The sequence below is a fragment of the Crossiella sp. NPDC003009 genome (assembly GCF_053591555.1).
Genome location: NZ_JBSFUA010000006.1, coordinates 14,158 through 35,400, shown reverse-complemented (window position 1 = coordinate 35,400; position 21,243 = coordinate 14,158). Strand labels below are relative to the sequence as shown.

Annotated in this window: 19 protein-coding genes and 1 riboswitch; of the genes, 7 read left to right on the top strand and 12 right to left on the bottom strand. The window is 72.9% G+C overall.

Going from position 1 to position 21,243, the window contains the following annotated elements:
• Positions 1-20: 20 nt before the first annotated feature.
• Positions 21-1,205 carry a cytochrome P450 gene (locus tag ACWDY5_RS09160; RefSeq protein ID WP_449721749.1) on the bottom strand — a complete coding sequence of 395 codons (1,185 nt, stop codon included), beginning with the start codon at positions 1,203-1,205 and terminating at the stop codon, positions 21-23.
• Between the two features lie 156 nt (positions 1,206-1,361).
• Between ACWDY5_RS09160 and ACWDY5_RS09155 the strand changes: the two genes are divergently transcribed.
• Positions 1,362-4,181 carry an ATP-binding protein gene (locus ACWDY5_RS09155; protein ID WP_449721748.1) on the top strand — a complete coding sequence of 940 codons (2,820 nt, stop codon included), beginning with the start codon at positions 1,362-1,364 and terminating at the stop codon, positions 4,179-4,181.
• Here the strand turns inward: ACWDY5_RS09155 and ACWDY5_RS09150 are convergent.
• On the bottom strand, positions 4,178-5,074 hold the full coding sequence (locus tag ACWDY5_RS09150) for an RNA polymerase sigma-70 factor (RefSeq protein WP_449721747.1): 897 nt from the start codon (positions 5,072-5,074) through the stop codon (positions 4,178-4,180). The genes ACWDY5_RS09155 and ACWDY5_RS09150 overlap by 4 nt on opposite strands.
• A 166-nt stretch (positions 5,075-5,240) precedes the next feature.
• Between ACWDY5_RS09150 and ACWDY5_RS09145 the strand changes: the two genes are divergently transcribed.
• Positions 5,241-5,726: a carboxymuconolactone decarboxylase family protein gene (locus tag ACWDY5_RS09145; RefSeq protein ID WP_449721746.1), complete on the top strand. Its 486-nt coding sequence runs from the start codon at positions 5,241-5,243 to the stop codon at positions 5,724-5,726.
• Positions 5,727-5,766: 40 nt separating this feature from the next.
• On the opposite strand, the gene ACWDY5_RS09140 is transcribed toward ACWDY5_RS09145, so the two are convergent.
• The 4 genes from ACWDY5_RS09140 to ACWDY5_RS09125 form a co-directional block, all read right to left on the bottom strand.
• Positions 5,767-6,081, bottom strand: coding sequence for a DMT family transporter (locus tag ACWDY5_RS09140; protein WP_252479908.1), 315 nt, complete (start codon positions 6,079-6,081; stop codon positions 5,767-5,769).
• Between the two features lie 11 nt (positions 6,082-6,092).
• A riboswitch (guanidine-III (ykkC-III) riboswitch) is annotated at positions 6,093-6,159 on the bottom strand.
• Between the two features lie 31 nt (positions 6,160-6,190).
• Entirely contained in the window at positions 6,191-7,438 is a 1,248-nt protein-coding gene (locus tag ACWDY5_RS09135) for an MFS transporter (protein WP_449721745.1), read from the bottom strand.
• A 99-nt stretch (positions 7,439-7,537) separates the two neighbouring features.
• Positions 7,538-8,467, bottom strand: a complete 930-nt coding sequence (locus ACWDY5_RS09130; RefSeq protein WP_449721744.1) for a winged helix-turn-helix transcriptional regulator — start codon at positions 8,465-8,467, stop codon at positions 7,538-7,540.
• A gap of 446 nt (positions 8,468-8,913) precedes the next feature.
• The gene (locus ACWDY5_RS09125) at positions 8,914-9,390 is read right to left on the bottom strand and encodes a hypothetical protein (protein ID WP_449721743.1); all 477 of its coding nucleotides are present in this window, start codon (positions 9,388-9,390) and stop codon (positions 8,914-8,916) included.
• 261 nt (positions 9,391-9,651) lie between these two features.
• Here ACWDY5_RS09125 and ACWDY5_RS09120 point away from each other — a divergent pair, with 261 nt between their 5' ends.
• The 3 genes from ACWDY5_RS09120 (at position 9,652) to ACWDY5_RS09110 (ending at position 13,467) form a co-directional block, all read left to right on the top strand.
• Entirely contained in the window at positions 9,652-10,668 is a 1,017-nt protein-coding gene (locus tag ACWDY5_RS09120) for an MBL fold metallo-hydrolase (RefSeq protein ID WP_449721742.1), read from the top strand.
• 58 nt (positions 10,669-10,726) lie between these two features.
• A complete protein-coding gene (locus ACWDY5_RS09115; RefSeq protein ID WP_449721741.1) occupies positions 10,727-12,112 on the top strand; it encodes a serine/threonine-protein kinase in 1,386 nt (461 codons plus the stop codon).
• A 110-nt stretch (positions 12,113-12,222) separates the two neighbouring features.
• Positions 12,223-13,467 (top strand): amidohydrolase family protein, encoded by a 1,245-nt coding sequence (locus ACWDY5_RS09110; RefSeq protein WP_449721740.1) that lies wholly within the window; start codon positions 12,223-12,225, stop codon positions 13,465-13,467.
• Here ACWDY5_RS09110 and ACWDY5_RS09105 read toward each other — a convergent pair.
• The 4 genes from ACWDY5_RS09105 to ACWDY5_RS09090 all read right to left on the bottom strand — a co-directional run bounded on the left by ACWDY5_RS09105 (position 13,412) and on the right by ACWDY5_RS09090 (position 17,350).
• Positions 13,412-14,644 carry an asparaginase gene (locus ACWDY5_RS09105; protein WP_449721739.1) on the bottom strand — a complete coding sequence of 411 codons (1,233 nt, stop codon included), beginning with the start codon at positions 14,642-14,644 and terminating at the stop codon, positions 13,412-13,414. The genes ACWDY5_RS09110 and ACWDY5_RS09105 overlap by 56 nt on opposite strands.
• 91 nt (positions 14,645-14,735) lie before the next feature.
• Complete coding sequence (locus tag ACWDY5_RS09100; protein ID WP_449721738.1) at positions 14,736-15,482, bottom strand: SDR family NAD(P)-dependent oxidoreductase; 747 nt, start codon at positions 15,480-15,482, stop codon at positions 14,736-14,738.
• Between the two features lie 28 nt (positions 15,483-15,510).
• The gene (locus ACWDY5_RS09095) at positions 15,511-16,356 is read right to left on the bottom strand and encodes a helix-turn-helix transcriptional regulator (RefSeq protein WP_449721737.1); all 846 of its coding nucleotides are present in this window, start codon (positions 16,354-16,356) and stop codon (positions 15,511-15,513) included.
• A gap of 31 nt (positions 16,357-16,387) precedes the next feature.
• Complete coding sequence (locus ACWDY5_RS09090) at positions 16,388-17,350, bottom strand: GlxA family transcriptional regulator (protein ID WP_449721736.1); 963 nt, start codon at positions 17,348-17,350, stop codon at positions 16,388-16,390.
• Positions 17,351-17,485: 135 nt separating this feature from the next.
• Here ACWDY5_RS09090 and ACWDY5_RS09085 point away from each other — a divergent pair, with 135 nt between their 5' ends.
• Positions 17,486-18,481, top strand: coding sequence for a LacI family DNA-binding transcriptional regulator (locus ACWDY5_RS09085; RefSeq protein WP_449721735.1), 996 nt, complete (start codon positions 17,486-17,488; stop codon positions 18,479-18,481).
• A 34-nt stretch (positions 18,482-18,515) separates the two neighbouring features.
• The gene (locus ACWDY5_RS09080; RefSeq protein ID WP_449721734.1) at positions 18,516-20,030 is read left to right on the top strand and encodes a carboxylesterase/lipase family protein; all 1,515 of its coding nucleotides are present in this window, start codon (positions 18,516-18,518) and stop codon (positions 20,028-20,030) included.
• 78 nt (positions 20,031-20,108) lie between these two features.
• Here the strand turns inward: ACWDY5_RS09080 and ACWDY5_RS09075 are convergent, their stop codons facing one another.
• Together ACWDY5_RS09075 and ACWDY5_RS09070 are read right to left on the bottom strand one after the other, a co-directional pair.
• Positions 20,109-20,762 (bottom strand): DUF4360 domain-containing protein, encoded by a 654-nt coding sequence (locus tag ACWDY5_RS09075; RefSeq protein WP_449721871.1) that lies wholly within the window; start codon positions 20,760-20,762, stop codon positions 20,109-20,111.
• A 267-nt stretch (positions 20,763-21,029) separates the two neighbouring features.
• Positions 21,030-21,215 carry a hypothetical protein gene (locus tag ACWDY5_RS09070; RefSeq protein ID WP_449721733.1) on the bottom strand — a complete coding sequence of 62 codons (186 nt, stop codon included), beginning with the start codon at positions 21,213-21,215 and terminating at the stop codon, positions 21,030-21,032.
• Positions 21,216-21,243: the final 28 nt, after the last annotated feature.

The window sequence follows — 21,243 nt, the reverse complement described above, 5'->3', positions numbered from 1 at the left end:
GGCCAGGTCGCAGGCGCGGGTTACCAGCTCACCGGCATCGAGTGCACGCCGAAGAGCACCCCGTCGTACTTGAACGGCAGCTCCGCGGGCGGCACCGCCAGCTTCAGCCCAGGAATCCGCTCGAACAGCGTCCGGTACGCGATGTCCATCTCCACCCGCACCAGGTTCTGCCCCAGGCACTGGTGCACGCCGTAGCCGAAGGCCACGTGCTGCTTCGCGCCCCGGTCCGGGTCGAACCTGCTGGGGCAGTCGAACATCGACTCGTCGTGGTTGGCCGCGGCCACCAGCGGCATGATGCCCTCGCCCGCCTTGATCAGCTGCCCGCCGATCTCCAGGTCCGCCACCGCCACCCGCAGCGCCACCAGGTCGGCCACCGAGTGCAGCCTTAGCGTCTCGTCGACCACCCGCTCGTCGCCGATCCACTCCGGGTTCATCAGCAGGGTCAGCACGCCGAGGGCGATGTTGTTGGCGGTGGTCTCGTGCCCGGCGATCAGCAGCAGCATGCCCACCCCGGGCAGCTCCTCCGGCGTCAGCGTGCCCGCGGCCAGCAGCCTGCTCATCAGGTCGTCGCCCGGCCACTTCTGCTTGATCTTGATCAGCCTGCTGACGTAGCGCAGCAGCGCGGTGCCCGCGGCCTCCCGCTCCTGGTCGGTGGAGGCCAGGCTGACCAGCACCTGGGTCCGCGACTCGAAGAACTCGTGGTCGGCATAGGGCACACCGAGCAGCGCGGAGATGACCAGCGACGGGATCGGCAGCGCGAAGTCCTCGACCAGGTCGGCCTTGTCACCCCTGGCCAGCATGGCGTCGATCCGGCCGTCCACGATCTGCTGGATCGCCGGTCGCCACTCGCGCATCCGGCGCACGGTGAACTCCGGCATCAGCGCCTTGCGGAACCGGTTGTGCTCCGGCGGGTCGTAGCCGACGAACCAGCCGGGCACCTCGTCCGAGCGCGGCACCCCGCCGGTGCGGCCGAAGCTGGGGAAGCCCTCCCTGGTCGGGTCCGAGCTGACCCTGGGGTCGGTGAGGATCGCGCGCACCTCCTCGTGCCTGGTCACCAGCCACACCTGCTGGCCGGTGGGCAGGCTGGTGCGGACCAGGCCGGGGAGCTCGCGGAAGCGGGCGTAGTCCGCCGGTGGGAACGGCGCACCGGCGAGCCGCCGGGGGAACTCCACGACCGGGCACCGGGCCGGTTCGTCTGCCGGCATAGGTCCTCCTTGACTGCCTAGGCGAGCCCGTCGCGGGCCGTGCGGCCACCATGGCCTGTCCAGGGCAGGAAAACGCCCAGAGGTGCGGGCACGCCGGGGTCCCGGCCACTGGGAACGATGAACGTTCAGACCGCTACGGAGAGCTAGGATTCCGCCATGAGCGGGGGCGTTGAGCTGGTCGGGCGGGACCACGAGCTGGACCTGCTGGTCGAGATCGCGGACAAGGCGCGGGCCGGCACCGGTCAGGCGGTCCTGCTGCGCGGCCCGGCCGGGATCGGCAAGACCAGCCTGCTGCACGCCGCCCTGTCCCGGATCGCGCCGCTGGCCGCACGCAGCCTGTCCGCGCGCTGCCGGGAGTCCGGCGGCGGGCCCTACGCCGCGGTGCGCGAGCTGTTCGAGCCGCTGCGGCTGACCGAGGACGGCGGTGCTGGCCGGCTGCTCGACGGCAGCGCCCGGCACGCGCTGCCCGCGGTCGACCCCGACCTGCACGACCCCACCCTGCACAGCAACGCCTATGCAGTGCTGCACGGCCTGCACTGGCTCACCGTCGGGCTCACCGCGGACGGGCTGCTGGTGCTGGCCGTGGACGACGTGCAGTGGTGCGACGAGCCCTCGCTGCGCTGGCTGGCCTTCCTGCTGCGCCGCGCCGAGGACCTGCCGCTGCTGCTGGTGCTCACCCAGCGCACCGGCAGGGACGCCCCGGCCGCCGAGGTCTTCGACGAGATCGCCGGACTGCCGCTGTGCCACCCGATGGACCTGCCCGCGCTCAGCGCCCAGCCGGTGGCCGAGCTGCTGACCAAGGTGCTGGGCGAGCGGCCGGATGAGGAGTTCGCCGCGCACTGCGCCCAGCTCACCGGCGGCAACCCGCTGCTGCTTGGCCGGATCATGGCCCGGCTCAACGACTACGACGGCGACCGCACCGACCTCGCGGTGCTGGCCGACCTCGGCCGCGAGGTGGTCGCCCGCTCGGTGCTGGACCGGCTGCCCGAGCAGATCCTCGCGGTGGCCCGCGCGATCGCGGTGCTGCCCGGCGAACAGGTCGAGCTGCTGGCCGCGCTGGCCGGGGCGCACCAGCGCACCACCACCGCGGCCATCGCCGAGCTGCGCCGCCGCGACCTGATCACCGCGGGCGACTGCGGCACCCGCCCGGAGTTCGCGCACGACACCATCCGGCAGACCGTGCTCACCGGCACCCCGCCTGCCGAGCTGGACCAGCTGCGCGAACGCGCCGCCACCCTGCTCAACGACGTGGGCCGCCCGGCGGAGGAGGTGGCGGTGCTGCTGGCGCTGCTGCCCGGCACGCCGGAGCCGTGGATGGCCGACGTGCTGCGCGAGGCCGCCGGGTACGCCGAGCACCGGGGGGCGCCGAGGGTGGCGGCCGGCTACCTGGAACGGGTGCTCGCGGTGGACGACGCCGACGTGGCGGTGCTCAGCCAGGCGGCCAGGGTGCTCGCCATGATCCAGCCCGGCACCGCGCTCGCCCACCTGGAACGCGCGCTGGAACTGGTGGCCGATCCGCGCGCCAGGGTGCCGATCGTGTTGCAGTACACCATCACCTCACTGCGCGCGCAGAACTCGGTGCGGGCCTTCGCGCTGGCCGGCCAGACCCTGGCGGCGCTGGAAGCGGTCATCGGCCCGGAACCCGACGGCGGCGACCGGGCGCTGCTGGCGGTGGTGGAGGCCTCCCTGCTGGCCGCGGGCATCGACGAGAAGGCCAACCTGGCCGCCCTCGGCGACCGCTTCGAGCACCGGCCGGTCCCGCCAGGGGACACCACCGAGGAGCGGCAGCTGCTGGCCGGGCTGGCCCTGCTCGGCATGGTGCGCGCCCACCCCGCCGCCGAGGCCGCCGAACAGGCCAGGGCCGCGCTCAAGATCAACGAGGTGGAGGCGGGCGGCTGGACCATCCTGGGCTCCATCTACACCCTCTACCTGGCCGATGACACCGAGGCCATGCCCGCCACCCTGGACACGCTGGTCGAGCACATGCAGTCCGCCGGCGCGGCCTGGACCTACTGCATGGTGACCAGCCTGCGCGCCATCGTCCGGCACTGGAACGGCGACCTGGTGGAGGCGCTGGCCGACGCCCAGTCCTGCTACGAGCTGGTGGTGCAGGAGAACTGGGCGGGCGGGATGGTGATGCCGCAGATCGCCTTCGCCGTGGTGCTCACCGACCTGGGCGAGGCCGAGCGCGCGCAGGAGGTCCTGGACCAGATCCACCGGCCCCGCTTCGAGGCCTTCACCCTGGAGTACCACTACTACCTGATGGCCAGGGCCCGCACGCACGAGGCGCTGGGGGAGACCGAGCAGGCGCTGGAAGTGTTGCGGCACTGCGGCGTCAGCCTGCGCGACGGCAACGTGGACAACCCGGTGCTGGCCCCGTGGTGGTACGACGCGGCCTGCCTGCTCGCTGAGCTGGGCCGCCTGGAGGAGGCCCGCCTGATCGCCGGGCACGGCGCGGAGCTGGCCCAGCGCTGGGGCACGCCAAGGGCTTTGGGCATGGCGCTGACCGCCCGCGGCGCGGCCACCCCCGGCCCGCAGGGCGTGCGCCTGCTGACCGAGGCGGTGCGGGTGCTGGCCGCCTCCCCGGCCAAGTTCGAGCACGCCAAGGCCGAGTACCTGCTCGGCAAGGCGCTGCTGCGGGAAGGCGACCCGGAGGCCGCCCGCAAGCGCCTGCGCAGCTCCCTCGATCGCTCGGTGCTGCTGCGGCACCGCCGCCAGGTCTCGCTGTCCTCGGCCGCGCTGCTGGAGGCGGGCGGGCGGCTGCGCAGGGGCACCGACTCACCCGCGGACAGCCTCACCGGCAGCGAACGCCGGGTCGCCGCCCGCGCCGCCAAGGGCGAGACCAACCGGGAGATCGCCGAGTCGCTGTTCCTCACCGTGCGCACCGTGGAGCTGCACCTCACCAGTGCCTACCGCAAGCTCGGCGTGCGCGGCCGCGCCGAGCTCGCGGCCGCACTGGCCAACCAGCTCTCCTAGACGAAGCGGCTCAGCGTGTGCTCGCGCGCCATGTGCGAGAGCTTCTCCGGGTTGCGCACCGCGTAGAGCCCGGTGATCCGGCCGTCGTCGATGCGCACCGCCACCACGGTGTCCAGCTCGCCGTCCTGCTGCACCACCAGCGCCGGGTGGCCGTTGACCTGGGTGGGCCGGAACGAGATCAGCCCGTCCGTCCGCCCGAGCCCGCCGAGCAGCAGGCGGGCCACCTTGTCCGCGCCCACGATCGGCCGCGGCACGGCCTGCTTGATGCCGCCACCGTCGCCGAGCAGCACGACCTCCGGCGCCAGGATGTCCAGCAGCCCTTGCAGGTCGCCGGTTTCGGTGGCCCGCTGGAAGGCGGCCAGCGCGGAACGCGTCTCCGCCGCCGAGACCACCTCGCGCGGTCGCCGCGCGGCCACGTGCGCCCGCGCCCGGTGCGCGATCTGGCGGACCGCGGCCGGGCTCTTGTCCACCGCCTCGGCGATCTCCTCGTACGGCAGGTCGAACACCTCGCGCAGCACGAACACCGCCCGCTCGGTCGGGGCCAGCGTCTCCAGCACCAGCAGCACCGCCATCGACACGCTGTCGGCCAGTTCCACGTCCTCGGCCACATCGGGCGCGGTGAGCAGCGGCTCGGGCAGCCAGGAACCGACGTAGGACTCCTTGCGGCGGCCCAGCACGCGCAGCCGGGCCAGCGCCTGGCGGGTGGTGATCCGGACCAGGTAGGCCCGTTGCTCCCGGATCTCCGCCAGGTCCACGCCGGCCCAGCGCAGCCAGGTCTCCTGCAGCACGTCCTCGGCGTCGGCGGCCGAGCCGAGCATCTCGTAGGCGATGGTGAACAGCAGGTTCCGATGGGCGAGGAACACCTCGGTCGCGCGGTCCGGGTGGTCGTCCACGGGGCGGCTCCTAGTCAGTCGGCTGGGTTACTCACCAGATGTCCCTGACCGCCATTCTGTGACAGCACCCCGCTGTGTCGCTCGTCACCGGGCCCGGCTGTCACAGGATCCGCGCGGCAGGCATCTCGTGTTCGTTCACCCCAGACGCACGAGTGAGGACAAGACAGTGGAAGCTCGCCTCAACCTGTTCACCAACGAGCTCGGCCTGAAGTTCGGCAAGCGGTTCGCCGGCACGGCCGCGCTGATCCAGCAGTCGTCGCTGCCGAAGGCCACCCAGGAGCTGGCGGCCTTGCGCGCCAGCCAGATCAACGGCTGTGCCTTCTGCATCGACATGCACACCAAGGACGCGGCCGCCGCGGGCGAGACCGCGGTCCGGCTGCACCTGGTGGCCGCCTGGCGCGAGGCCACCGTGTTCACCGAGGCCGAACGCGCCGCACTGGCCCTGACCGAGGAGGGCACCCGCCTGGCCGACGCACACGAAGGTGTCTCGGACGAGACCTGGGCCCAGGTGCGGGCGCACTACGACGAGGAGCAGATCGCCGCGCTGGTCTGCCTGATCGGCCTGATCAACGCGGCGAACCGGATGAACATCATCGTGCGCAACCCGGCCGGTTCGTACGAGCCGGGCACGTTCGAGGCCATGGTGCACTGAACGACAGCGGCAGGGGGCGGCACCGGCCGCCCCCGTCGGCTCAGTGCAAGACCTTCAGCCCGATCACACAACCCACGATGCCCAGCAGCAGCAACACTTTCACCACCGACACCGCCTCCGAGCCGGTCCACATGCCGTAGGCGACGGTGAGCGAGGCCCCGATGCCGACCCACACCGCGTAGGCGGTCCCGGTGGGCAGTTCCCGCATCGCGTAGGCGAGTCCGGCCATGCTGGCGACCAGGCTGACCGCGAACACCACGGTCGGTGTCAGCTTCGCGAAACCGGCGGACTTGCCCAGCGCGGTGGCCCACACCGCTTCCAGCACACCGGAGACAACAAGAACGAGCCACGACATGACGCACTCCCAGAGCGCCGTCTTGTCGCTGGCCGGGTACGGCACCCGCTCGTCCGGGGTCCTCCATCGGAGGCGCCAGGACCATTTTCGCACACCGTCGGCTGACCGGTCACGGAACTCGCTCACCCGCCGGTCTTCCCGGCCGGCGGGTGAGCGATCGCGCGCCCAGCGGCCACAACCGGCAGGCGAGCAGCGCGCCACCCCCGGCCAGCGCCGCCAGCAAGCCCAGTGTCGCGGGCAGTCCCACCACCGCGCCGAGCAGCCCGGCGAGCAGGTAGGCGGCCAGCCAGGCCGCGTGGCTGGCGGTGAACTGGGCGGCGAAGAGCATCGGCCAGTCCGCCGCCTGACCGGACCGGCGGAGCAGCCGACCGGCCGGGGTCTGCACCGCCGCGCCGCCAAAACCCAGTGCGGGCCAGGACATCAGCAGCACCGCCCACCAGGCGTCCCGGTCCAGCAGGGCCAGCGCGAGCCCGGTCGCCAGCAGCACACCGGCCAGCCCGGCCGCGCCGGTGATCATCAGTATGCGGTCGCTGAACCTGGTGAGCAGCAAGGGAATCAGCACCGCGGCCAGGATCGAGCCAGCCCCGTAGGCCGCCAGCGCCAGCGCCACCGCCGAGTCCGGCAGCCCCAGCTGCCCCCGCACCAGGACCACCGTGTTGACCAGCACCATGGCTCCGGCGGCCGCGGCGGCGAGGTTGAGCGCGAGCAGTGCGCGCAGGCGGGGCGTGGCCAGGTAGACGCGCAGCCCCTGCCGGGCCCGGTCGAACGCCCCGCCCGGCTCGGCCACCGCGACAGGCAGCGCCACGCCGAGCACCAGCAGCGCCGAGGCCAGGAAACCCAGCGCGGTGCCCAGGAACAGCTGACCGGGACTGAGCACGGTCAGCAGCACCGCGGCCAGCACCGGGCTGAGCAGGCTCTCCAGCTCATAAGCCAAGCGGGACAACGACAACGCCCGTGTGTAGTCCTGCTCGCCGGGCAGGATCGCGGGGATGGTGGCCTGGAAGGTCGGGGTGAACGCGGCCGAGGCCGCCTGCAAGACCACGATCAGCGCGTACACCTGCCACACCGCGTCCACCCAGGGCAGCGCCAGCGCCACCGCGGCCCGCAACAGGTCCGTGCAGACCAGGAACGCCCGCCGGGGCAGCCGGGCCGCCAGCGCGGTGACCACCGGCGCGAGCAGCACGTAGGCGCACATCTTGATCGCCAGCGCGGTGCCCAGCACCGCCCCGGCCCGCTCCCCGCCGAGCCGGTAGGCCAGCAGCCCCAGCGCGACCGTGGCCAGCCCGGTGCCCAGCAGCGCCAGCACCTGGGCGGTGAACAGGCGCCGGTAGGCACGGTTGCGCAGCACGATCAGCACACCGGGCAAGGTATATGCTCAAGGTGGTATGCGACGACGGTGCAACAGCCGCGACGGTGCAACGGCGACATCGATGCAACGGCACAGTGCTGGCAACAGCTACTCGCGCGCGGTCGCCGAGTGGTCCAGCTGCTTGGCCAGTCTGAGCCAGGCCTCGGCGGTCTGCCTGGCGAGCTCGGCCACCACCGGCGCGCAGTGCGCAGGCACGCTGCCCGCGATGCTCGACGGGTCGACGGCCTGGGCGTCCAGCCACCGCAACAGGTTCCGCCCCGACTCGGTGAAGCGCAACGCCGGATCCTGCCGCAGGTTCTGCCGGATCCCCGCCGTGCGCGGCTGCCGGAACAGCCGCTGCCCAGCCCCGGCTGCCGCTTCGCGCTGCCCAGCCCCGGCTGCCGCTTCGCGCTGCCCGGCCGGGCGCTCGCGCGGCGCGGGCACCGGGTCCTCGCCGCGCCGCAGGCGGTTGCGCACGTCCAGCACCGTCGACGGCGAGATGCCCACCGCCTTGGCCACCGCGCGCAGCGAGATCTCCGGGTTCTCCATCAGCAACCGACCGGCCGCCAGCCGGCCCCGCACCGCGCTCACCGGCCGGGCCCGCCCGTCCTGACCGATCCTGACCTCCGGCCGGGGCCCCGCCACCGACCGCCGCCTGACCTTGCCGACGGTCTTCCCGGACACGCCCACCACCACCCCGATGGCCCGGTCCGACCAGCTCGGGTACCAGGCGATGATCCGGCTGGCCGCGGCGATCCGGTCGGCCGTCGAGAGCGGCAGGCCGTGCTCGGCGTTGAGCCGCACCGCGAGCACGAAGGACTCGCGCTCGTCACCGTCGAAGAACCGCACCGCGATCGTCTCGTCGCCGCGCCGCCGCGCCGCCAGCAGCCGGTGGACCCCGTCCACCACCCGCATGGTCGCCCGGCGCACCACGATGGGCGGCAACGGTTCCGCCGACTCCGCGAGCAGCCGCACGCGCGCGAAGTCCGTGCCGTCCCGCCGCAGGGCCGCCCCGACGTGCAGGGCGTGCGGCGGCACCGGCACCACCGCCGAAAGCGCTTGGTGGTAAAGCAAACCGACCCCCAGTGTCGTCTTGCGTCGACCAAGGACCTTACGGAGGGGGCCTGGACAGATCCTGTTGCGATCCTGGCGGCTACCTGTTGGCTGCCTGCCGAACTTTGCGCAGGTCACAGATGGTTCACTTGATACATGTACGGTCCGGTCCATGAGAAGCAACCGGAACCTGCGCGCCCTCGCCAGTCAACGCCCGCGGTGGCGACCGGCGCCGCTGGGACGGCTCGGTGAGCAGGCTGGCACGCGACGCGGTCCTCGACCGGACCGCCCGGGAGGTCTTCACCACCAACGACACCGACGAGGACGCCCGCCCCGGACGCCACCCCGGAGGGCGTGCCCGACCTAGCCGGCAACCTCTACGAGTGGACCAGCTCCCTGGACCGCCACTACCCCTGCGTAGCCAGTGCCGGTCACCCGGTGGACCGGCGCGCGCCTGGCCGGGCACGACGCTGGGCGACGGTGTCATGAGTGGCACTGCGCAGGCTCGGCACCATCGTCAACAGGCCGAACAGGATCAGCACCAGCAGGACCAGCAACCCTCCGGCCTGCCGGATGCCGACGGCCGAGTCCACCGGAGCCGCCACGGCGGCTGGAAAGATCAGCATCGGCAGGGCAAGGGCGAGGCCACCACCCACCGCGGTCAGCACCCACCCCGCCGGCCGCGACCGCAGCAGCAGCACCGCGCCGACAAGACAGCACACGCCATCGACGGCCAGCCCGACCCTGAGCACGAGGCCGAAGGTGCTTGCCCGGGGCTCTCCCAGTGCCAGCCAGCCCGAAGCGGCCAGCAGCGCGAACAAGCCGAGCAGGAACGCGAAGGTCACAGCCGAGGCGAACGCGACGCCGCTCGGCCGGTGCCGCTGAGCCTGCCCACTGGACTCGCCCATCCGCTCCTCCTCGGTTGCCCGTCTCATCGCCGGCGCCTCGAACCTCGTGGCAGACAAGTCGACCGCATCCGGGGACGGCGTGACGCACGACTGGCAGCAACCGGCCAGCCAGGAGCCAGCAGTCAGCCCGCGGCAGCGGAGGAAGCCGGCGCGGCCTTCCACCGTGGCCTGCTCACCGCCACCGGAACCGGTCACCGCACGCCGCGGTCCACTGGCCGGACAGCCGCTGGACCGAATCCGCCCGCCTGAGAAGATCGCTGGGTGACAGCGGCAGCGGAGATCCCCTACACCACGGGACTGCACGAGCTCGCCCCCGGCGTGCACGCCTGGCTGGCGCCCGACGGCAGCTGGGGCCTGAGCAACGCGGGCCTGGTCAGCGGCGACGGTGAGTCATTGCTCATCGACACCCTCTACGACCTGAACCTGACCCGCACCATGCTGGCCGCGATGGCCCCGATCACCGCGGCGCACCCGATCACGCACGCGCTCAACACGCACGCCAACGGCGACCACTGCTACGGCAACGAATGCCTCGACCCGTCGGTGACCATCCACGCCGTCACCGAGACCGCGCACGAGATGGCGCACGAGGCGCCGCCGGAGGTGATGGCCGCGCTGCTGTCCCCGCCCGCCGCCGAGGCGCTGGGGCCGGTGCTGGCGGGCTGGTTGCGGCGGGCGTTCGGGGCCTACGAGTTCACCGACATCACCCAGCGGACGCCGGATGAGACCTTCGACGAGGAGCGGACGCTGACCGTCGGCGGGCGGGTGGTCGAGCTGCGCAACCTCGGCCCGGCGCACACCGGCGGGGACGCGGTGGCCTGGGTGCCGGACGCGGGGGTGCTGTTCGCCGGGGACCTGCTGTTCATCGGCGGTGCGCCGATCATGTGGGAGGGGCCAGTGGAGAACTGGCTGCGGGCCTGTGACCAGATGATCGCGCTCTCACCAGAACTCATCGTGCCTGGTCACGGGCCGGTGACCGACTGCGACGGGGTCCGCGCGGTGCAGGGCTACTGGCGACACGTCCGGGAGCAGGCGCGTGCGGCGCACGCCAAGGGGCTCTCCTGGATGGAGGCGGCGCTGGCGGTGGACCTGGGGGAGTACGCGGACCTCGGCGAGTCCGAGCGGGTCGCACCGAACATGTACCAGCTGTACCGCGAGCTGGATCCCGGCTTGTCCACTGTGGAGCCGCTCGGGATGCTGGCCGCGATGGCCCAGTGGGACGCGGCACGGGGCAGCGGAGGATCCAACGCTACTCCGCCAGACGGCGCGAACGACTAGGGTTTGCGGACGGAAGACGCCGTGCCCGGTGTGGGCGGCGCCTGGTTGTGGAATTGGGATGGACATGACGCCGACCACCGCGGGCAACCCGCGACCCGATCTGCTGGGCGGGCGATACCGCCTCGGTGAGCTGATCGGGCGAGGCGGCATGGGCGCGGTCTGGGCCGCCAACGACGAGGTGCTGCACCGCGACGTGGCGATCAAGGAGGTGCTCGCGCCGAACTGGGCCAGCGAGGAGGAACAGGCCTCGCTGTGCGAGCGCACCCAGCGGGAGGCGCGCGCCGCCGCCCGGATCAGCCACCCCAACGTGGTCACCGTCTTCGACGTGATCACCGAGGACGGCCGTCCGTGGATCGTGATGGAGAAGGTCGAGGCCAGGGCGCTGTCCAAGGTCATCGACGAGGACGGCGCGCTGTCCCCGCGCCGGGCCGCCGCGGTCGGCGAGCAGATCCTGGGCGCGCTGCGGGCCGCGCACGAGCACGGCATCCTGCACCGCGACGTCAAACCCGGCAACGTGCTGGTCTGCCCGGACGACCGGGCCGTGCTCACCGACTTCGGCATCGCCTCGGTGGACGGCGACTCCTCGCTGACCGTCTCCGGCGTGCTGGTCGGCGCCCCCGGCTACATCGCCCCGGAACGCGCCCGCGGCCTGCCCTTCGGCCCGGCCTCGGACCTGTGGGCGCTGGCCGCCACCCTGTACGCCGCGGTGGAGGGCAAGGCCCCGTTCGACCGCACCGGAGTGCTGCCCACGCTGACCGCGGTGCTCACCGAGGAACCCGACCCGATGGTCCTGGCCGGGCCGCTGGCCCCGGTGCTGGAAGCCATGCTGCGCAAGGAACCCGGCGACCGGCTCAGCGCCGAGGAGTTCGAGGACTCGCTGCGGCTGATCGCGCAGAGCCCGGACGCCGAGGTGGACGCCACCGTCGCGGTGGTCACCGCCAGGGTCAGCCGCGCCGACCCGACCCGCACCGAGATCCCCCGGCTGCTGCCGGTCGCGGCGGCCGGAACCCCGTGGTGGCAACGCAAACGCGGCCGGGCGGCCCTGGTCGCCGGCGGCGTGGTGCTGGCGGGCGGCGCGGTCGCGGCCGCGCTGCTGCTGATCCCGCCGCCCGCTGACAACCCCACCGGTCCGACCAACCCGGCCGGCGAGGTGCCGGTCAACGCGCCGCAGGACACCACCAGCTCCACCAGCCGGACCACCAACCCGCGCCAGCCCGCCGGGTCCAGCCAGGTGACCAGCAGTCCCAGCGCGACCACCGGCGAGCCCACCAGCACCGCGCCGAGCTCCAGCGCGCCGCCGTCGAGCAGCGCGCCGCCCAGCAGCGCGCCGCCGAGCAGCTCCAAGACCACGACCACCACCACGACGACCACCACCACGACCAACCCGCCGGTGACCAACGCGACCTCCGCGCCGCCCGGTGGCGGGGGCGGCGGGGGAGCCTGAGGCGGCGCTGGGTTATCCTGAGAGGGGTGACAGAATCCAGAACGTCGCCTGAACTGGCCGGACCCGTCGCAAGCGGGTCCGTTTTCATTTCCGGGGCCAACGTCGTCGACGTGGCCGTCGGCACGGTCGAGACCAGCCGGGACGTGCTGATCCTCGGCGACCGCGTGCGCGCGATCGGACAGCTCGACCCGCCGCCGGGCGCCGCCGTGATCGAAGGACGCGGCCGGTTCCTCATCCCCGGCCTGTGGGACATGCACACCCACGGCTTCGACGCCGACTACCTGCCCGACTTCCTGGCCAACGGCGTCACCGGCGTCCGGCAGATGGGCGGCGCCCCGGTGCACGCCGAGTGGCGGCAGCGGCTGCGTGCCGGGGAGCTGTTCGGCCCTCGGATGGTCTTCGGCAGCCGCATCATCGACGGCCCGCGCCCCAGTCGGCCGGGCTCGATCGCGGTCAGCACCCCGGAGCAGGCCCGCGCCGCGGTGGCCGAATGCGCGGGCGCGGACTTCCTCAAGGTGTACTCACAGCTGCCCCGCGCGGCCTACTTCGCGCTGCTGGCGGAGGCGGAGCGGGCGGGCCTCGACGTCGCCGGGCACGTGCCCTTCGAGGTCTCCGCGCGGGAAGCCGCCGCCCAGCGCAGCATCGAACACCTGGACGGCCTGCTGGTCGCGACCTCCCGCGAGCGCGACGAGCTGTCCTTCGCCGGGCTGGACCCGGCTGACCCACAGACCATGTTCGAGCGCCTCAACGACCTCACCCACCGCGCCGCGGCCACCCCGGACCCGGCGCGGCTGGCCGAGCTGCTGGCGGTCTTCCTGGCCAAGGACACCTGGCACGTGCCCACCCTGGCCGTGCACCAGGCCAAGGCGACCATGGGCACCGACCGGTTCTCCCTGGCCGGGTACCTGCCGCGGATCGAGCCGATGCTGCGCCAGGGCTGGGCTCAGGCCGCGACCTGGCCGACGGACGAGCCCCGGGAGCAGCGGCTGTTCGACCGCTACCGCGAGCTCACCGCCGCCCTGCACCACGCGGGCGTCCCGCTGCTGGCCGGCAGCGACACCTTCGTCCCCGGCTTCAGCCTGCACGACGAGCTCGCCCTGCTGACCACCGCCGGGCTCAGCCCAGCTGACGCGCTGCGCACCGCCACCGTCAACCCGGCCCGCTTCCTCGGCGTCGAGGACCGCTTCGGTGCGATCGCCCCGGGCAGGATCGCGGACCTGGTCCTGCTGGAGGCGGATCCGCTGACCGACATCGCCAACACCCGCCGGATCGCCGCGGTGATCTTCGGCGGCACCATGCTCAGCCCGCCAGCAGCTCCGGCAGCCGCTCAGGGGCCCCCGCCAGCAGCGCGCTGACCACCGCGATCCGGGCCTGGGCCGCGCGCAGGGTGCCGGTGAGCACCGCGCCCGCCCTGGTCAGCTCGGTGGCCGAGGTGTAGATCGGCAGCACCGGACCCGCCGCGGTCCGCGAGGTCACCGCGACCAGCACCCCGGCCGCGGTGGCCTCCCGGACCGCCTCGGCCACTTCCGCGTTCACATTGCCCGACCCCGCCCCGACCAGCACGATCCCGCGCGCACCCGCCGCCAGCGAGGCCCGCAGCAACACCGCGTCCCCATCGGTGTGATGAGTCAGGACATCCACCCTGGGCGACCGCCCTGACCCCGGCGCGGGCAACGGCGCAGGCCGGGCCGTGGGCGCGTCGAGCAGCACCTCACCCCCGACGATGTGCCCGACCGGCGCAGCGCTGGGATCGCGATAGGCGTCCGGCTCCAGGGTGTGGTGCTTGACCGTGCCCCGCGCCGAATGGATCTTGCCGCCGAACGCGATCAACACCCCGTGCCCCCGTGCCTGGCGAGCCACGGCGAAGGCGTCGGCGAGGTTGCCCGGCGCGTCCGAACCCGGGTCGCCGAGCGGCCGCTGGGAACCGGTGAAGACCACCGGCCGGGGATCGTCGTGGTGCAGGTCGAGCAGGAAGGCGGTCTCCTCCATGGTGTCCGTGCCGTGCGTGACCACGATCCCGCACACCTGCGGATCGGCCAGCGTGGCCCGGACGCGGTGCAGCAGGTCGAGCTGCTGGGCCAGGGTCAGCGCGGAGCTGTCCACGGTGCACAGGTCCACCACGTCAACCGGCAACGGCTCCGCCCCGGTCAACACACCCAGCCCCGCCCCGCGCGGCATCGCCGCGCCGAGCCCAGCCTCGCCCGCCTGCGCCGCGCCGAGCCTCGCTCCGCGTGACTCCGCCACACCTCGCGCTGCTTCGCCCGGCACGGCCCCGCTCCGCAGCTCAGCCTCGCCCGGCATCGCCGCACTCGCCCCAGCTTCGCCCGGCACGGCCCCGCTCGGCAGCCCCGCCCCGCCCGGCATCGCCGCACCCGCCCCAGCCTCGCCCGCCACCGCCCCACGCCCCAACCCAGCTCCGCCCGGCATCGCCGCGGCCAGCACCTCCCGCCCTGCCAGCCCCGCCGCCAGCCCCGCCTCGGTCGGCATGCTGGAAATGGTGCCCCCGGTCGCGATCACCACAAGCCTGCCCATCGCCCACCTCCCGAAACGAACGATCGCGCGAACGTTCGCCCAAGCACAACAGATCAACACCCGCAGGTCAATGCCCCCGCCCGCGGACGGCTCAGCGGACCGGGGCGTAGGTGAGGCCGCCGTCGACGATCAGGTCTGTGCCCGCGACGTAGCCCGCCGCGTCCGAGGCGAGGAAGGCCACCGCGTCCGCGACCTGTTCCGGCAGGCCGAGCGTGCCCAGCGGCACCTCGCGGCGGTGGGCCTCCTGGGCCGCCACGTCCGGGATGGCCTCGGTCATCATGTCGGTGCGGATGTAGCCGGGGCTGACCGAGTTGACCCTGATTCCGCGCGGGGCCAGCTCGACGGTGAGGGTGCGGGTCAGGTTGGTCACCGCGGCCTTGGTCGCCGCGTACAGCGAAGCCCCGGCCAGGCCCCGGTACTGGGTCCAGGAGGCGTTCAGCACGATCGAGCCGCCCCGCGCCAGCAGCGGCAGCGCCTTGGTGACGGTGAAGAACAGGCCCTTGAGGTTGACCCCCACCAGCCGGTCGAACTCGGCCTCGGTCAGCTCGGCGGCCGGCTTGAACACCGCCGTCCCGGCGTTGGCGAAGACCACGTCCAGCCGCCCCAGTTCGCCGTCGATCCGGCGGTACAGTTCGTCCAGCTCGGCCATCTTGGCCACGTCGGCGGGCACGGCCAGCACCCGCTCGCCCAGCTCCTCGGCGACCGTGGTCAGCAGTTCGGCGCGGCGGCCGGTGAGCACCACGGTGGCGCCCTCGGCGTGCAGCAGCCGCGCGGTGGCCAGGCCCATCCCGCTCGCCCCGCCGGTGATCAGGGCGACCTTGTTCGCGAATCGGTTCATGGCCCGATCCTGCGGCCGCTGGTCAAGATCAACCAGTGTCGCTTTGTCCGGGTGTCGCCAGCACCTGGCTGAGGCGGTCCGCGGTGGGCGTGCCGGGGGTCGGCAGGTGCAGCAGCAGGCGGTTGCCGGGCTGGTCGGGCACCGTGAGCACGGTGTAGTCGAAGCTCAGCTCGCCCACTTCGGGATGGATCAGCTGCTTGGTGCCGCTGCTGCGTTCCCGCACCTCGTGCCGCGCCCACAGCCCGGCGAACTCCGGAGAGACGCTGGAGAGGTCCGAGGCCAGTTCGGCGAAGTGCTCATCCTCGGGGTAGCGGGCGGACTGGGCGCGGAAGTTGGCCACCATGTCCGCGGCCACGGTCAGCCAGTCCGCCCAGCGGAACCGGCAGTCGGCCTGGGTGAAGAAGGTGACCAGGCAGTTGTGCGCGTGGCCGAGGTCGTAGCCGAAGACCCGCCGCGCCGCGGTGTTGAGCGCCAGGAAGTTCCAGTGCCGGTCCATCAGGTAGGCCGGGTTCGGCAGCCAGCCGTCCAGCAGCCGCTGCTGTTCCGGGTCGACCGCGACCGCGCCGGTGGCCTCCGGCGGGTTCAGCCCGGCCAGCCGGTACAGGTGCGCGCGCTCCGGCTCGGCCAGCCGCAGCGCCCTGGCCACCGCGTCCAGCACCTCGCCGGAGACGGTGATGTCCCGGCCCTGCTCCAGCCAGGTGTACCAGCTGACCCCAACCCCGGCGAGCACCGCGACCTCCTCCCGGCGCAACCCTGGCGTGCGGCGGCGGGCGGTCTCCGGCAGGCCGACCTCGGCCGGGGTGAGCCGGGCGCGGCGGCTGCGCAGGAAGTCCGGCAGCTCGGCCCGCCGGTCCCGGAGCGTGGTGCCGTCCATGCCGGTGAGCCTAACCAGGCCAGGCGTGGTGTCAGCCCGCGCCGAAGGTGCGGCGGTAGGCCGAGGGCGTGGTCCGCAGGGCCCGGCGGAAGTGCTGGCGCAGCAGCGCGCCGGTGGCGAAGCCGGTGCGCTCGGCGATGCGGTCGACGGTCAGGTCGGTGGTCTCCAGCAGTCCGCGGGCGGCGGCCAGGCGCTGCTGGTTGAGCCAGCGCAGCGGGGTCAGCCCGACCTGCCGGGTGAACTGCCTGCCGAAGGTGCGCGGGCTCATCGCCGCGCGCTGGGCGAGCTGCCGCAGGGTCAGCGGCTCGTGCAGCCTGGTCATCGCCCACTCCAGCACCGGGGCCAGACCGGCGGGCGCCGAGGGCGTCGCCGGGGCCGGGATGTACTGGGTCTGGTCGCCCTCCCGGTGCGGGGCCACGACCATGCGCCGCCCGACCTCGGCGGCGATGGCCGCGCCGAAGTCCTGGCGCACGATGTGCAGGCACATGTCGATCCCGGCCGCGGTGCCGCCGCTGGTGAGGATGTCGCCGTCGTCGATGTAGAGCGCGGTCTCGTCCACCCCGACCTCCGGGTGCGCCCGCCGCAGCGCGTCGGCGTGCAGCCAGTGGGTGGTCACCGTGCGGCCGGTCAGCAGCCCCGCCTCGGCCAGCACGAACGCACCCGAGCACACCGCGGCGATCCGCGCCCCCCGGCGGTGCGCCCGGCGCAGCGCGTCCAGCAACGGCGGTGACGCCTGGGAGGACATGCCGGCGGCCACCACCACGAGGTCCGCGGACTCCAGCGCGGTGAGCTCCTCGGTGGCCTCCACCAGCAACCCTTCCGGCGTGCGCCGGGACCCGGCCCGGTCCTGGCACAGGGCCAGGTGGTACCAGCGCGGGGTCAGGTCCAGCCGGTCGCAGCCGAACACCTCGCACGGCACCGCCAGCTCGAACAACGGGGCGCCGCCCAGCAGCGGCACCGCCACACGCACACGCTCCCCTGCGGTGACCGGCATGGCGTGAATCTATCGAGAGTCGCGGTACGAGCACGCTGATCGCACGAGGTCCGGCCACGCCTTCGCCTGATCGGCCTGAGCCTGGCGTGGACGCCGTGGACCACTAGGCTGTTCGGGGCGGGCAAGGAGGTGCGTGTGGCGCGGGCGACCCTGCGGGCAGTGGCCGAGGCCACCGGCCTGCACATCTCCACCGTGGCGCGGGTGCTCAACGGCACCGCCCAGGTCACCGCCGACACCGAGGCCAGGGTGCGGGCCGCGGCCGACCGGCTCGGCTACATCCGCAACGAGTACGCCGCCAGCCTGCGCACCCAGCGCACCCGCATCCTCGGCGTGCTGGTGCCCACCCTCACCGACTACGTGCTGGCCGCGATCTACGAGGGCATCCAGGAGGCCGCGCTGGAGGCCGGTTACCGGACCTTCGTGACCAACACGCACGACTCGGCCGAGCAGCACGAGTCCGCGCTGGCCGCGTTGCTGTCCTCCAGGGTGGACGGGCTGATCGTGGGCGACGCCCGGCTGGACGGGGCCGGGCTGGACCGGCTGGTGCGCGACGACTCGCCGTTCGTGCTGGTCAGCCGCCGCTGCGCGGAGCACCCCTCGGTGACCTGCGATGACCAGGCCGGTGGCGCGCTGGCCGCGCGGCACCTGCTGGCGCGCGGGCACACCGCGATCGCGGTGCTGGCCGGTCAGCCCTACGCGAGCACCTGCGCCGACCGCACCACCGGTTTCCGCCGCGCCTGCGCCGAGGCCGGGCACCCGGTGCCCGCGGAGCTGGTGGCGCACAGCGGGTACGACTCGGCTGGCGGCTATACGGCGATGGACCGGGTGCTGCGCGCCGGGCTGCCGGTGACCGCGGCCTTCGCGGTCAACGACGAGGCCGCCATCGGCGCGATGGGCGCGCTGCGCGACCACGGCCGCCGCATCGGCGAGGACTTCGCGCTGGTCGGCTTCAACGACATCCCGATGGTCTCCGCGCTGACCGTGCCGCTGACCACCGTGCGCTCGCCGATGCGGGAGATGGGCCGCACCGCGGTGGCCCGGCTGCTGGACCGGCTCGACGGCCGCGCGGCCGAGCCGGCCCGGCTGACCCCCGAGCTGGTGGTGCGCGACTCCAGCCCGGCCCTGACCTGATCCGGCCTGTTGAACCACCGGCGAGGGGAACCCTGTGAGCACTGACCGCACTGTCGTCGACACCGCCGCCGGCACCGTCCGCGGGCTGGACCTCGATGGCGTGCTGGCCTGGCGTGGCCTGCCCTACGCCGAACCGCCGCTGGGCGAGCTGCGGCACCGCCCGCCGCAGCCGGTGCGGCCGTGGACCGGGGTGCGCGGCGCCCGCCGGTTCGCCGCCCGCGCCATGCAGCCGGTGCTGCCCGCGATGCCCGCACCGGTGCCGGTGCCCACCCCGGCCGCGATGGACGAGCCCAGCCGGATCAGCGAGAACTGCCTGTACCTCAACGTGTGCGCGCCGGTGGCGCCCGGCCCGCACCCGGTGCTGGTGTGGGTGCACGGCGGCGGGTACGTGGTCGGCGCGGGGCCCGAGCACGTCGGCGACGGCGACACCTTCGCCCGCAGGGACAACCTGGTCGTGGTCACCCTCAACTACCGGCTGGGCGCCTTCGGCTTCCTCAACCTCGGCGAGACCCACCCGCACGCGGCCAACGGCGGGCTGCTGGACCAGATCGCCGCGCTGCGCTGGGTGCGGGACAACATCGCCTCCTTCGGCGGCGACCCGGACCGGGTCACCATCGCGGGCAACTCCGCCGGCGCGAAGAGCGTGGCCAACCTGATGGCCGCGCCCGCCGCGGCCGGGCTCTTCCACGGGGTGATCTCGCAGAGCGGCGGCGGGGACCACGTGGCCGCCGAGGAGGTCAGCGCCGCGCTGGCGGCCCGGCTGCTGGCCCTGCTGGACGTGCGGCCGAACCGGCTCAGCCAGGTGCCGGCCGCCGAGCTGCTGGCCGCGCAGACCGAGCTGAGCCCGTTCGGGCGCGGCATGTGGGTGTGGCGGCCGACCGTGGACGGCGCGGTGCTGCCCGAGGTGCCGGTGCGCAGGGTGGCCGACGGATCGGCGGCCGGGGTGCCGCTGCTGGCCGGCAGCAACCTTGAGGAGTCCGCGCTGTACCTGGCCATGGACCCGTGGGCGGGGGACCGGGCGCCGCGGGTGCTGGCCGCCGCCTTCGGCGAGACCGGCGCGCAGGAGGTGCTCTCGGCCTATCGGGCCAACCGGCCGGCCGCGAGCACCAGGGAGGTCAACGCGGCGGTGATGACCGACGAGCGCTACGGGGTGCCCACGGTGCGCCTGCTGGACGCGCAGAGCAGGCACGCGCCGGTGTGGCGCTACCGCTTCGACGCGGCCGCGCCCTGGCTCTCGCCGATGCTGGCGGCCGGGCACGGCACCGAGCTGCCGTACGTGTGGGCGCACGGCGCGGACCGGCGGGGCAGCCCGCTCAGCGCCGATCCGGCGGCCGCCGAACTGTCCGCGGAGATGCACCGGCGCTGGGCCGCGTTCGCGCGCACCGGGTCGCCGCAACTGCCGGATCAGCCGGAATGGCCCCGATACACCGAGACCGAGCGGGAAACCTGGATCTTCGACACCGAGCGCCGGGCGGTGGCCGACCCCGGCGCGGCCGAGCGGAAGGTGTGGGACGGGCGCACCTGGGCCTCGGGCACCTGGTTCGAATAGCGGGTATACGCGCGCTGGCGCACGGCGACTTGAGTTGTCGCCGTGCGCTGTGCAGGGTGCAGCGCGGTCAGCCCCGGGTCACCAAGGCCACGTCCACTTCGGGCACTTCTGCCAGGCGAAGTGATATGTGGTGTTGATGGCCCCATCGGTGGAGTCCATCGCCATGAAGCTGGTCGTGGTCGCGGGATTGGAGGTGCCCTTGTCCACGCGCAGCTCGGTATTGATGTTGAAGTTGCGCTTTTCGCCACAGGGGGCGTAGACCAGAGAGGCCACATCGACCTTGTCGGTGGCCTGCCAGTTGTCGTCGTACGGCCCGTTGTAGTTATGGTTGATAAAGGCCGTCGGCGACATTCCCTGGAAGTAGTAGTTGGCACGCTCGATGCCCTTGGCGCCAGCGGCGAGGTTGGCGTACCCGCGGTAGTCCGCCTGCGCGATCGCGTAGGTGAACCCGGACGGCACGTTGACCCGCATGTTGAGCTGACAGTTCTTCCGCATGTCGGTTGGCTTGGCGCCGACGCCGACCTGCGCCAGGTACTCGCTGTAAGTGACGGTGAACGCAGTGTTGTCTTGGGAGACGGCCACCGCGGCCGTGCCGAGCGGGCAGCCCGAGCCGTTCACCGTGAGCAGATCGATGGTGATTTTCGCGGTGGGCGGAGGCACGGACTCGTCGGCAAATGCCGCAGGGGTAAACGACGTTAATAACGCAAATGTCGCGCCGACAGCAGCCATCATACGGAACATAGGGGTCCTTCCCAATGCTACGCTATATGTGGGAGAGCATCTGGGATAGGCTAGCGTATATGTTTATGGGTATCGGCCGCTAAATGGCTGAACTCCATAGGTGGGATGTTCACCGGTTTTCGGTATAAATTTGGTAAACACTATGCATGTACACGGAAACGCATTTTCTGCGCGCAGCGGAGGATCAATGGATTACATCGGTGGCGGAGCCGTAACGGTAGCTCCGCCCACCCGACTTCGGCAAGGCTCTTTACTTGATCAGCTGGCGGTCTTGCGCTTGTTCAGCCCGGCGAGCACGCAGGCCACCCCGATCACGCCGATCGCGTAGCGCGACCACATCGGCAGGTCGATCAGGTGCATCAGCCCGAGATTGCCGCCCCAGAGCACCGGCGCCAGCGCGCCGCCAAAGCCCTGGAAGATCAGCAGGGCACCCAGCACGATCATGACTTCCCCCAAGCGACGTTGTTCCAAT